We start from the raw sequence: 13,592 nt of genomic DNA on the forward strand, positions 1-13,592 counted from the left end.
AACACTTAGTCGTTATTTTCAAATTTTTCAAGTGATGCACGATGCTGAATATGCGTTAATATTTTTTTATGATCAAATTGATTACGATCATCAATCATTTCTAATAGTGTTTCGGCAGCTACACTACCCCAATGATGCTTTGAATAATCAATGGTTGTTAATCCTGGCGTAATATACTGGCCAATAATATCATTGTCAAAGCCAATAACTTGTATGTCATGGCCAATTTTTTCAGTTGGCAATTCCTCAATTAATCCAACTGCCATTTCATCATTTAAAGCGAATATGCCTATCTTTTCGTACTTCATATCGGCAATTTCTTTCGCTACATGATGACCACCTGCAATTGTAAAATCACTATGAATGACTTTAACCGGCTTATCACTACTCTCATCAATTGCTTTCAGTGCTGCAGCCAGTCTCTCGTTAGAATCATGTGAGTTTTCAGGACCTGTTATGATAACAAAAACATCGACATCTGTTTCATTTAATGCTTGGATAGCTTGCTTAGAACCACTTTCATTGTCTAATAGGACCTGTGTAATATTATCACCGGACAACTTTCGATCCATGACCACAATCGGCTTTCCTGACAAGGCATACTTTTTAATCATGTCATCTGGAAAATCAGAGTCTAATACAATGGCTCCATCAACTAGACCTTGCGAAATAAAATCACGTGTTTTACTTCCACCGGTTGCCACAATAACCTCGTAATTGTTTTTTGATAATACTTTATTAACGCCATCAATCATATGACTATAAAAGTAGCCACCAAAATCATGCAAATACAACCCAATGATATAGTTTTTTTGTTTTTTTAACATTCTACCTGCTAAGTTTGGTGAATAGTTATATTCTTCAGCAATTTTCAAAATTCGAGAACGTGTCTTTTCAGTTACCTTTTTACTTCCATTGAGCGCATAAGAAACCGTTGAAATAGAAACACCTGCTTTTTCTGCAATCTCTTGAATACCTGCCATAATAGTCCCCTTACTTAGCTTTCTATAATAAATACCGTTTAGATTTATTTTACATTATTTGTCTCCCTGAATATTGAATCCTTGCAAAATATATTTTTGGAATATCACAAAGATAATAATGATTGGAATGACCATAAATGAAGACCCTGCCATTTGAATACCATAATCCGTCGTATGTTGTCCCTGTAGTAATTGTAATCCAACAGATAGTGTATAATACTTTTCATCATTGGCTAATATCAAGGGCCATAAAAATGCATTCCAACCACCAATAAACGTCAGTATCCCTTGTACTGCTAGAACTGGCTTTGAGATTGGGAGAATAATGTGCCAGAACATATACCACTCGCTTGCGCCATCTAAACGTGCTGCTTCCAAAATTGAGTCAGATATATTAGATATAAATTGTCTGAATAAGAAGATACTGAAGGCGCCAACCAACCCGGGCAAGATAATACCTGTTAACGTATTTGTTAAATGCATCTGGTTAAGAATTAAATAAACAGGGATCATGGTTACTTGACCAGGAATCATCATAGTTGCTAGCACCATAATAAACAGGACACCACGACCTTTAAATTTAAATTTTGCAAACCCATATCCTGCCATAGCATTGAATAACATACCAACGAATGAGAAGAAGGTTATTATTAATGTATTTCTAAGATACAATGTAAAACCGCTATGAAATAAATTACGATAATTTTCCAATGTCCATTGCTTAGGAAAAAAACTTCGGGTATTTTGGACAATTTCAGCATTTGTTTTAAAAGACGACAAGAACATCCATAAAAACGGCAATATCATTATAAATCCAAACACAGCCAAGATAACACTTACAATAAAACGTGAATTTTGCTGTGATTTAAGTAAACTATTACTCATTGTATTTCCTTTCTCTTAAATCTTTAATCAATTATTCTCCTATAAATAAAATAGTTTCTTACTCTAACCATTTTGCTGTTTATTTTGGAGTTTAAACTGAATTAGAGTTGCCAATATAATTGCCGCAAACATCACAAATGATGCACTAGCTGCATACCCAAAGTTACTCTGCTGAAAACCATTTTGGTAAACGAATAATGCAACCGAATTTGTACTACCCAATGGTCCACCCTTTGTCATAACAAATGGCTCATCGAAGAATTGGAACCAACCAATTAAAGTTGTGACTGACACAAAGAAAATTGAAAACTTTAATGATGGAATTGTAATATGAATTGTTTGTTGCCACCAACTCGCTCCATCCAGTTCTGCAGCCTCATAAAAGTCTTTTGGAATACCTTGCAATGCAGCCAAGAAAATCAACATATTTAAACCAATAGCTTTCCAGACGGCCAAAATAATCAGAGCAATCTTAGCCACATTCTGATCTGTTAGCCAGCCTACCGAGCCCAATCCTATTTGATTCAAGATATTATTAATCAATCCCGTGCTTGGGTTATACATAAACGTCCAAACAACTGCAACAGCAACTGTATTAGTTATTGATGGCGTATAGAAAACCAGTCGCATTAATTTGAAAAACCTATTCTGACCAAAATTGATCATAATGGCTATTGCTAGGGACAACGCGATAACAGCTGGTACGCCAATCACGACATAAAATAATGTATTACCGACAGCCTGCAAAAACAAACTATCATGAAATAAATTAATAAAGTTACTCAGACCAATGAACTTAACCGCTCCCCAATTACCTAACCCGGTAATATCTAAATTTGTAAAGCTAATTACCAATGAAATAATAATTGGAATGATAGAAAACAGGATTAAAAGTAATAGAGCCGGAAAAATAAATGTGTAAGGCATTAATTTTTTCATCAAATTATTTTTCATGAAATCTCCTTTTTATTGAAAGCTTATTTACTTGTGTCCAAGCTCTTATTTGTTTGATCATTGAACGTATTCATTGTCTTTTGTGGATCAGCATTTTCTACTGAAATCTTTTCCCAAGCCTTAACATAGTTCTGACCAATCTGATCCCACTGCTTAATTAGTGGCATAGGTTGAGATGAATTCAATTGCTTTCTAATAACTTGCACTTTAGTATTTTGCAAAGACTTATCATTCCAAGCATCTGTTCGTGCTGGTAATGAATTGCTGTTTTTATAATACTTAATTTGGTTCTCACGTTTAGACAAGAATTTCATCAGTTTTATGGCTTCTGTTTTGTGTGATGTATATTTGAATACTGCCAAATCACCACCACCAGTATTTGACATATTGTTATATTTACCTGCTGGTAATTGAGCAACACCCCACTGGCTATCCTTCAATCCTGAATCCTGCTCAATGCTTTTAACCATCCATGGACCTGATACAAACATCGGTAATAATCCTTTGTTACCAAATGATTCGCCAATTGATAACTTCAAGTCCTCTTTTGGTGAAACACCGTTTTTAACAAATTTTTGTAGGTAACTCATCGTTTCAACCATTGCTTTTTGGTTAAATTCTGTTTTACCATTTTTGTTCAACAATGTGGCGCCGTTTTGCCTAGCCATCATAAATCCAAAAGTTGGTTCAGACTGATCAATACTAAATCCGTATGTATCTTTACCACTTCGCTGTGATAACTTATTGGCGGCATCATATAATTCATCCCAGTTTTTTGGTGGCTCGTTGTACCCAACCTTTTGCAGTAGATCCTTACGATAATATAGAACGCGGGTTTCGGTGTACCATGGCACACCATAGTATTTACCATTAACCTTTGTTGTCTCTACATTTCCTTTAAAGAATTTATTTGATTGTAAATTTTTGTCTTTTTTGATGACATCAGAAATATCCATTAACGAGTTTGAGCTGACAAAGTTAGGAACTGAAGTTGTACCCATAACCATTAGATCTGGTCCTGACTTTGAAGCAGCTGCAGTCAAGAGTTTGTCATTATATTGTGACCAAGGTACACTTTGAATTTTAACTTTGATGCCAGTCTGCTTAGTGAAATCCTTGATAATGGGCTTAATATCGGTGTCTCCATCGCCCCCATACCAGAACGAAACTGTTTTTGAAGAAGAACCGCTATCATTATTTGCTGCCTGATTTAATGCAACAAAACCGCCACCAGCAACGGCTACAATTGCTACACCTATTGCAACTTTTTTAATGTTCATTTTATTATCTCCCATTCATTCTTTGAAAACGGTTAACTCAGTTTGACATTTTTGTAAGCGCTTTCAGTTATAAGTAAAATTTTTTAGTCCATTGTGATATAAACATCACTGTCGAAAGGCAGTGTGTTATTTTTTCCCGACTCTCTAAGTGTCATAATACTCTGAAGAAGTGCACCGATAAATATGCCTGGGCCACTACTATATAGACGCCAACCTCCTTTCACATTAACTGATTGCTTTGCTAATTGATCATACTGTTCTTGTGCTTCATAGCGTGTATCAAAGTCTGCATCTGAACTTGAAAAGTACACATTAGCTTGTCGAATGTCTGCGTTGGGGACACGGTCCGTCAAGTTAATCGGATTGACCAAATCTAGCAACCGCCAAGCTTCATTTTTATCACCATTCGCTGCAATAGCTTCAGCATAACGAATATGAGCATGAACATACAAAAGTCCAATTTCTCTACCAAAATTAGCCGATTGCTCCGCACGCTTGAAGATTTTGCTCACACCCCCATGATATTGAGCAGGTCGATCCATTAATCGAACACCATCTGCATACAATAAATTTTCTTTAATAATCTGTAAGGCGTTTCGGACCTCAGGCCCAGTCAATACTTGACTTAGAACACCTTGAGACAGTGGCAGCAACCGATAGTTGATGCCAGTTTTCTGATCACCCGGATAAATAATTGGTTGTACTTCATGATTGCTGTTCATTTTAATAAAACCTGGTAGCGTATCCGCTTGCATAAAGTACTTTTTAAAATCTTCATACATACGATCAGCTAACGCAGCACATCGTTCTTGTAATTCACTTCCTTTCTCTAACACATGCGCCATTTTTCGGAATACTTCAATCGTCAATTCCTCTGTCCACGTACTAGCCATTTCTTGTTTTTGTGAGGCATCCGCAGGTTGTAACGTGTCATCCCAATCACCATCACCATACGCTGAAACAGCAGTATCATATAAAAAGTTATTCTCAATATAATTAATTTGTTTAACTAAATGATCTATAAGTTTTTCATCTTTATTCGTCATATTCTTGGTTTCGTGAGACATATATGGCAATATTTCTTGCAAAATAGTCACATCATTTGTTACTGCTAAGTAATCAGCAACCACTTTCATAGGCCAAATGATAACGTCACCATGAGACTCATCAGCATAAATACCACTATATTGATCGAACATGAACCATTGTGGCCAATTACCATTTTCAACGAACTGATGTGAATAAACATTCGTTATGATTTTGCGAACTTCGTCATAATGCTCCGTAGCAAGGAAGAGCTCCGTAGGCCCCTGACTCACGTCTCTTGTCCCCCATGCAGCACCGCTAGACTGCTCTAATCCATGAGGAGACATCAAGTGTACCAGTGCATCGTGCGCAAACCACGGTAAAATCAAATTTGTTCGTTCTACTAAATCTTTTTTCCCCGAATTATTAGTTGCTAAGTGAAAACTCTTTAATAGATCATTTATATTCTTTGCATGTGCTTGACGCGTCTCATCTTGGTCCTCTAACCTCAAATTGTCGCTAAATATCCCAGTCTGTACTGTAAAATTGGTTACATCATGATATTTGGCAATTACTTGGTTTGTAGGAAATTCTAAGTCTTGATTGAACACCATTTTTTCATCACTTAAGTCTATTTGTCCCCCATCATAGTTTGAAAAATCAGATTTGTAGCCCAGATCTGGCATCTTTTCAGCCATTAGTTGCTGAGGATCTGGTGATATTTTCACCGTATCATTATCAAAAGCATATTGGTACTCAGCACCAAGGGTTTGACTATTAATTTGTGTAGCTACTAAAATATCATATTGTTTATGTTTCAACGACTCGAATCGTAATGACAATTGGTGGTTTGAACTATTGGCATCATCACTTATTTTAATAACATCGTCATTAATTTTATAATACCAATCGGCTCCATTATAGTGCATCACGAATAGTGAGGGCATACCTAAAATCTGATATTCGCCATTAATATAAATAAAAATTCGTGTCCCACCAACTTTAAATATGTTAAACGCATCACGCGTGTCAGTGGACAAAATATTGAGATCTGAATTTGCGTATACATTATGCGATTCAAAAATTCCTGTGATATATTGTGTCGAGGCAAGTACTGCCTCACCTGGTTTTCTGCTCAGAGAACTTAATACAATATTTCCTGACAACCTATCTTGTATTTTTTCCTTTTCTGGTAAAACGATATGCGATCCATCTGAGTTAAAGAAAGATAGAATCTGTTTTTCTTTTCTTTCAACTTGTAATTTTTTTGGGAAAAACTGATCTAACTCTTCCTCAGTTAATTTATCTCCAGCTAATACTTGAGTCATGGGTAAAATTGTGGTTACTGGTTCTAGTTTTTTCGATTCACCCAACACAACAGCGGTAGCATAACGTTTGTGCAACTCATTCAAATCAATTAGCAAATGATCGTTGCCAGCTGATTGGTTTTCTGCAAAACTAGCATAGAAAACAAATTTTACATTATCTTGATTTAAATTAATTTCGTGTGTGCGCAACGCTGTGTAAGCGCTTTCATTTTGTTGATTATAATTATCTAGATTGCTTTGCTGGAATGCTTTAGGAATGCTACTTTGTTTGTACTCTGTACCAAAAAATTGATATGCATCTGTTGAATAACTACTCAATTTTTCAAAACTGCCTTCTTGCAAATAAGGATACTGACTAGATTGGCTTTGATTTTGTCGTGATGCAATAGTTATAGTATCATTCTCAGTAACAACTAAATGATCAATATACTGACTGGCGTATGCCTCATTGGTTTTTACAAATTTTTCTCCACCTAAGCCAAGATCTTGCGTATAGGTCACGTCAACCGTCTTTGTTTTTCCTGTTTCTAAATCAACAGTCCAAAACCATGTATCGTCATGAATTAACAAATTAAGCTGGTAAATGATTTCTTCAAATTCACCTGTCCATGTTACTGAGTTTGTTGAATAAGTTACTTCACTATTGCTTAGTGGTCCTGTTAGAGGGTGTATATTATAGTGATTGAACTTCTTTACTCGTAAAAAAATATTCGCAAAACTGCCATCCAAATTATTCCCCTCAATTTGATTAACCATCACATTTCCGGAGATAATTTTACTTATTGCACCATTGTCCAATAAATTAACTGTAGTGCTTCCATCTTTAATTACCGGCATATCATTTCTCCTCTAAATATTTAATTTGGATATCGTCATGACTCAATTCTGATGAATTTAGACCGACCATTACGTCGTAATATCCCTCATCAACATAAGATCTCAAATCGGAATGAACACTAACTAAGTTATTCACCGGTAGACTAATTATTGCCTCTTTTTTGCTATTAGCTGGCAGGTATATCTTTTTAAACCATTTCAATTCTTTCAATGGTCGTACTGTCTCCCCTACAATCTGATGTGTATAGCACTGTAACACAGTTGAACCAGAACGATCAGACGTATTTGCCAATTGCACCACTAGTTCAATCGTTCCAGACGAAGAAATCACATGGTTGGTTACCGCAGTGTGAACAATATCTATATTGGCATACCCTAAACCAAATCCGAAGGGATAAAGTGGTTCGTTAGGACTATCAATATATTTAGATATATATTTTGCTTCACCATTATCCATACCTACCTCTACCGGTCGACCAGTATTGTAGGCATTGTAGTATATAGGTATCTGACCTGCATTTTCTGGAAAAGTCATCGGTAATCGACCAGTGGGTTCAGTGGCACCAACCAAAATACTAGAAAGCGCTTCTGCTCCCATAGTACCAGGAAAAAAGCTGATTAATACAGCATCTGATAGCTCATCCACTGTTGTCAAAACTAACGGTCGACCAGTTACAACAATCGTCACAATTGGTTTACCAAGTGCCTGCAGCGCTCGTAGATAAGCTATTTGTCCATCTGGTAAGGTCGGATTGGTCATACTAGTGGCTTCACCACTTTCAGAACTTTGCAACCCCAAAGCGACTACTATCACATCAACATCATTCACCTGATCTACAATGTTATTCCAATCCTGTGGCACATCTTGATGATAGGTAATACCCTCTGAAAAATGAACTGTATCTACTTTCTGCTTTAGCTGCGTGAACAAGCTATCCGTATCATCGATATCACCCTTCCAAGACCAACTACCAAGTAAATCACCAGTATTCGCTGTTGGTCCTGTTAAAAAGACGCGTTGATGGGGTGACAGTGGTAGAGTTCCGTTATTGTTTTTAACCAAAACTATTGACTCTTCAGCAACTTGTAATGCTTGTTGCTTATTTTTTTGCGCCACAGTCCCGTCATTTTCTTTTTGCTGACTAATCCCTACATAGGGATTTTCAAACAATCCCAACTCTTCTTTTAATTCTAAAATACGAATTGCTGATTCATCGATCAACTTTAATACTTTGTCCGGTATTCCATCAATATTGTCTAACAGCTTGGCATATGCAAAAGCCATCATATCAATATCAACACCAGCATCTAATGCCATTTCAGCAGCATTATTTAGATCTTCAGCAGTACCATGATGAATAAGTTCCTCGATGGCATTCCAATCACTAATGAGAACCCCATCAAAAGTTAATTCATCTCGTAAAATATCTTTCATTAAGTATTTATTACCAGTAGCGGGTATACCAAACAAGGTATTAAACGATGTCATAACTAATTTTGCCTGCGCATCAATAGCCGCCTTGTATGAAGATAAATATTGGTCACGAAAACGCCACTCTGAAATATCAACTGTATTATATTCCCTCCCGGCTTCCGGCGCACCATAAGCTGCAAAATGCTTAACAGTCGCAGCTACATGATTTTCATCGATTGGTAATTTACCTTGAAACCCTTTAACAGAGGCTGCTGCCATTACCGAATTCAAATAAGGATCTTCACCGGTTGATTCCATTACCCGTCCCCAGCGAGGATCACGCACCAAATCCGTCATGGGGGCAAAAGTTACTCGCACACCACCGGCTGCTGACTCTGAAGCTGCAACCTCAGAAGAAATAGTCATCATATCTGGATTAAAAGTTGACGCTAATCCTAACGGGATTGGAAATATTGTTTTATAGCCATGCACAACATCGGCCATAAACAGCAAAGGAATCTTTAAGCGATTATGTTCTAAATACTCTTTTTGAATATTTTCTACGTCACTAGCACCAGAAATTCCTAATACAGAACCAACCGTATAACGAACATTATCTTTTAGTCTATTTTCTTGGCTAAGTGGGCCAGTAATTTTACTATCACCATTTCGAAAAAAATCACCTGTAACTTGAATTAATTGACCAATTTTTTCCTCAATAGTCATTTGTGAAAACAAATTTTCTACAATTCTGTTCATTTACCTCTCCTAAAAAAATTATTATCGAAACGTTTCACCACAATAATAACCTAAACGAATTAAAAAAACAACTAAATTGGTACATATCAAAATATTTAATTTATTGGAACATAAAAAAGGCTTAACAATGTTACATATCACGCATCGTTAAACCTTTTTATAAGGTGTTCATCCAGAGTATCACTTCAAATATTAAAACCTATAGACTACACCAATTTAATAGCAATATATGTTATCAGAACCTAAAAAAGTTACTAAACTAACAGTAATAAACATAATACTTATGATGTCTTACCCCAATTACGTTCCACAACACAAAAACAGCCTGCCCTCAGGTGACAAACATAAGACCCATACATCTTATGCGTCACCATCAACCCTAATTACCAGCCACATGTACGTTTTCACACGTCCATCACTTTCCAACTAGAGTACTGAGCAAGCTGCCCTGGATTGAAGAAAATCCACCTAAGCTATCATTCGTATAGCTTACACAACTTGAATTGTTTTAGGACTCTCTCCTAATCTATACATTAATTATAACATGGCTTTCTCACAATTGCAAGCGCTTACAATAAAAATATTTGTTTGTTCTTTATAATTAAAGATAGCAATTACTCCTGTTCTAATGGGGTCTGTGGGTCTAGAATATGCAACAAAAATAGATTGGTAAGCTAATGTTATAGACATCCATGTACCCAGAAATCCTAGCGATTGGGATGCACCAAACCGTCTAAAAATCTACCAATGGGACTTGATCCTAAACATAATGCTTGGTTTTCAACTAACGGATTTACATGAATATGAATTCCAAAGGGGTGATTTATCAGTGGCAGTTGGGAGTATAGATTATTTACCGCAATTCGCAAATATTGATTTACAGGATTTAGTTCAAAATCACCTCGACAGTATTAAATTTCTGACACCCACTTTACAACAGTTTCTGAATATTTACCCCAAAATTTCCTTTCTTAAGAAGCATCTTTCACTGAAAAAGGAGAATAACAAATAGTTTATTTGTTATTCTCCACTGTTATTTTAGTTCGTTTCGCCATTGTGATTGCTAACAAAGCTGTGATAATTAACATGATTATAAATACTGACAAAAATAGCATTTTCATCCAACCGCGATCCATCATCATACCCGAATAAATTGGACCAATGACTCGACCAGAGCTAATCATCATTGAAACGAAACCTTGTGCCTGTCCAGCTACTTCTTTGGGTGTAATTTGCGCAACCCATGCTGGAACTTGCGGACTTTGTAACATTTCTCCAATCGTTAGCAATTCAAACACTAGCACAATTTGCCAAAACTCTTTTACAAATATCAAAAAGAAAAAACTAGAAGCAAAAATAATACTACCTAAAATAACTGAGACTTGATATGGTCGCCGATTTGCCCAATTAGAAACAAACTTCTGAAGCAAAATAATAGTTACGCCGTTAATCATCCATAAGTCTGCATAATTACGCGTTGGCATACCTAAACTTTTCATGTGCGGTGCCATCACGGTTTCCCACAGCATGTAGGATAAATACGTAATGAACAACAACGCCCCAATGGCGACTAAAACTGGTGTCAAGCGAAAACGTTGATTTGGTGCACCGACACTGCTCACTTTTTCTGTTTCTTTAGGCGTCGTAACGCCCGTTGCGTCAGTATTTGTGCGAACTACTGGAACATTAAATTTGGTTGCAATAATTAACATTAATGTAAAATACAACGCTGCCGAAATCATCATCAACAGGTTAAAACCGTAATCAAATAAATATCCTACTGCTAATGTCCCCAAAACCACACCAATATTCAACACAATGTACATATTATTGAATACGATGCGCGTTTTTTCACCAGGAATTGTTGTGGCAAAAGAGTTAACTAACGTTTGTTCCGCGCCCATACCAAAATTAGCTAGCCAAATAAAAAAGGCAAATACGGGCCATCCGTTCCAAATAATCAGACTGGAAACAGCAATTAAGATGATAAAACTCGTAATTACCATCGCTTCATATGGCCGCCAATTATCAAATAGTTTGCCACCAACAAATGAGCCAACCATACTAATAAGTGATCCCACCATCAAAACTAGTCCCGCCATCGTAAAACTTTGGTGCAAGACACCAGTCATATAAAGTGTCGTGACTGGCCAAATCATCGAATTTCCAGTGTTGGATAATAAAGTACCAAAAAGTAGCCACTTTTCATCAAGTGGCCGCGGTTTATCAGTTAAGTCAATTTGCATAAATCCTCCGAATAATAGAATAATTGTAACACGAAACCTATTCATATAACGGGAAATTAAGTGCTTAATTTATGATCATTTGCGCATATCCCGTTTGTTTTTAATTAATCGAAGGATAACATATATAGTACCCATTAAAATCAGGCCCTCGAACGCTACACCAATACCTAAAGTGAAAGTTAGAATTAAAAATAAAATAATAATCAAGTAAAACATTTAGTACCATCCCTTTGTAAAATTATATTGTGAATATATAGTTTATTTAACCTAATCAAACCATATTTTTAGTATAAACTAGTCATTTAATCGATTTTTGCCTTGTTCAACGCATAATATGTTTGTGAATCACGTACTTTTCAAACGCTTTTTGCGTTATAATAAGAAGTGAATTCAATTATATTATAAGGGGAACATCATGGTTTCAGAAATCAAAACGTTGGTAACTTTCTTTGGCGGAACTGGTGATTTAGCAAAGCGTAAGCTTTACCCATCAGTTTTCAACCTCTACAAAAAAGGATACTTACAAGAACACTTTGCCATTGTTGGAACAGCCCGTCAACAATTAACTGATGACGAGTTTAAGCAATTGGTTCGTGAATCAATTAAAGACTTCACTGAAGATCAAGCACAGGCTGAAGCGTTCATTGAGCATTTTTCTTACCGCGCACACGATGTTACAGATGCAGCATCTTACGGTATTTTGAAGACAGCCATTGAAGAAGCAGCAACTAAGTTTGACATTGACGGCAACCGCATCTTCTATATGTCTGTTGCACCTCGTTTCTTCGGCACAATTGCCAAGTACTTAAAGTCAGAAGGTTTGTTAGCTGAAACTGGTTATAACCGTTTGATGATTGAAAAACCATTTGGAACATCATACGCCACTGCTGAAGAATTACAAAGTGATTTGGAAAACGCATTTGATGATGATCAATTATTCCGTATTGACCATTATCTTGGAAAAGAAATGGTTCAAAACATCGCTGCATTGCGTTTTGGGAACCCAATCTTTGATGCCGCTTGGAACAAAGACTACATCAAAAACGTTCAAGTGACATTATCAGAAGTCTTGGGTGTTGAAGAGCGTGCCGGTTACTACGATACTACTGGCGCCCTCTTGGATATGATCCAAAACCACACAATGCAAATTGTTGGTTGGTTAGCTATGGAAAAGCCAGAGTCATTTAATGATAAGGATATCCGTGCCGCTAAGAACGCAGCTTTCAATGCATTGAAGATTTACAACGAAGAAGAAGTAAACAAATACTTCGTTCGTGCACAATATGGTGCTGGTGATACAGCTGATTACAAGCCATATTTGGAAGAAGCAGACGTCCCTGCCGATTCAAAGAACAACACATTTATTGCTGGTGAATTGCAATTCGATTTGCCACGTTGGGAAGGTGTTCCTTTCTATGTTCGTTCAGGTAAGCGTTTGGCTGCCAAGCAAACACGAGTTGATATTGTATTTAAGGCTGGCACATTCAACTTTGGTTCAGAACAAGAAGCACAAGAATCTGTTCTTTCAATTATCATTGATCCAAAGGGCGCTATTGAATTGAAGCTTAATGCTAAGTCAGTTGAAGATGCCTTCAACACACGTACTATCAATTTGGACTGGGCAGTATCTGAGGAAGATAAGAAGAACACACCAGAACCATACGAACGTATGATTCACGATACAATGAATGGTGACGGATCAAACTTTGCTGATTGGAACGGTGTATCAATTGCTTGGAAGTTTGTTGACGCAATTACTGCCGTTTATGATGCTGATAAGGCACCATTGGAAACATATAAGTCAGGTTCAATGGGTCCTGAAGCATCAGATAAGCTATTAGCTGAAAATGATGATGCTTGGGTTTTCAAAGGATAAACAC

The 13,592-nt window shown here is 36.6% G+C and carries 8 protein-coding genes; 1 reads left to right on the forward strand and 7 read right to left on the reverse strand.

From position 1 onward, the window contains the following. Nucleotides 1–5: 5 nt before the first annotated feature. The 7 genes from JNUCC76_RS10745 to JNUCC76_RS10775 form a co-directional block, all read right to left on the reverse strand. On the reverse strand, nt 6–983 hold the full coding sequence (locus tag JNUCC76_RS10745; RefSeq protein ID WP_135400205.1) for a LacI family DNA-binding transcriptional regulator: 978 nt from the start codon (nt 981–983) through the stop codon (nt 6–8). Between the two features lie 54 nt (nt 984–1,037). Next, nucleotides 1,038–1,868 carry a carbohydrate ABC transporter permease gene (locus JNUCC76_RS10750; protein WP_042251988.1) on the reverse strand — a complete coding sequence of 277 codons (831 nt, stop codon included), beginning with the start codon at nt 1,866–1,868 and terminating at the stop codon, nt 1,038–1,040. A gap of 63 nt (nt 1,869–1,931) precedes the next feature. Further along, the gene (locus JNUCC76_RS10755) at nt 1,932–2,822 is read right to left on the reverse strand and encodes a carbohydrate ABC transporter permease (protein ID WP_042251985.1); all 891 of its coding nucleotides are present in this window, start codon (nt 2,820–2,822) and stop codon (nt 1,932–1,934) included. 23 nt (nt 2,823–2,845) lie between these two features. After that, complete coding sequence (locus JNUCC76_RS10760; RefSeq protein WP_454154737.1) at nt 2,846–4,102, reverse strand: sugar ABC transporter substrate-binding protein; 1,257 nt, start codon at nt 4,100–4,102, stop codon at nt 2,846–2,848. Nucleotides 4,103–4,185: 83 nt separating this feature from the next. Then, nucleotides 4,186–7,293 carry a GH36-type glycosyl hydrolase domain-containing protein gene (locus JNUCC76_RS10765; RefSeq protein WP_454154739.1) on the reverse strand — a complete coding sequence of 1,036 codons (3,108 nt, stop codon included), beginning with the start codon at nt 7,291–7,293 and terminating at the stop codon, nt 4,186–4,188. A gap of 1 nt (nt 7,294) precedes the next feature. Beyond that, the gene (locus tag JNUCC76_RS10770) at nt 7,295–9,466 is read right to left on the reverse strand and encodes a glycoside hydrolase family 3 N-terminal domain-containing protein (RefSeq protein WP_454154741.1); all 2,172 of its coding nucleotides are present in this window, start codon (nt 9,464–9,466) and stop codon (nt 7,295–7,297) included. A 1,013-nt stretch (nt 9,467–10,479) separates the two neighbouring features. Then, the gene (locus JNUCC76_RS10775; RefSeq protein WP_454154743.1) at nt 10,480–11,712 is read right to left on the reverse strand and encodes an MDR family MFS transporter; all 1,233 of its coding nucleotides are present in this window, start codon (nt 11,710–11,712) and stop codon (nt 10,480–10,482) included. 415 nt (nt 11,713–12,127) lie between these two features. On the opposite strand from JNUCC76_RS10775, the gene zwf reads away from it, so the two are divergent. Next, complete coding sequence (zwf, locus tag JNUCC76_RS10780) at nt 12,128–13,588, forward strand: glucose-6-phosphate dehydrogenase (protein WP_454154745.1); 1,461 nt, start codon at nt 12,128–12,130, stop codon at nt 13,586–13,588. The last annotated feature ends 4 nt before the right edge of the window (nt 13,589–13,592 follow it).

Source organism: Leuconostoc sp. JNUCC 76 (assembly GCF_053667755.1).

Bases quoted from the DNA above. Each gene is read 5' to 3' on its own strand.
- JNUCC76_RS10745 (WP_135400205.1), bottom strand. From the start codon at position 983: ATGGCAGGTATTCAAGAGATTGCAGAAAAAGCAGGTGTTTCTATTTCA.
- JNUCC76_RS10750 (WP_042251988.1), bottom strand. From the start codon at position 1,868: ATGAGTAATAGTTTACTTAAATCACAGCAAAATTCACGTTTTATTGTA.
- JNUCC76_RS10755 (WP_042251985.1), bottom strand. From the start codon at position 2,822: ATGAAAAATAATTTGATGAAAAAATTAATGCCTTACACATTTATTTTT.
- JNUCC76_RS10760 (WP_454154737.1), bottom strand. From the start codon at position 4,102: ATGAACATTAAAAAAGTTGCAATAGGTGTAGCAATTGTAGCCGTTGCT.
- JNUCC76_RS10765 (WP_454154739.1), bottom strand. From the start codon at position 7,293: ATGCCGGTAATTAAAGATGGAAGCACTACAGTTAATTTATTGGACAAT.
- JNUCC76_RS10770 (WP_454154741.1), bottom strand. From the start codon at position 9,466: ATGAACAGAATTGTAGAAAATTTGTTTTCACAAATGACTATTGAGGAA.
- JNUCC76_RS10775 (WP_454154743.1), bottom strand. From the start codon at position 11,712: ATGCAAATTGACTTAACTGATAAACCGCGGCCACTTGATGAAAAGTGG.
- zwf (WP_454154745.1), top strand. From the start codon at position 12,128: ATGGTTTCAGAAATCAAAACGTTGGTAACTTTCTTTGGCGGAACTGGT.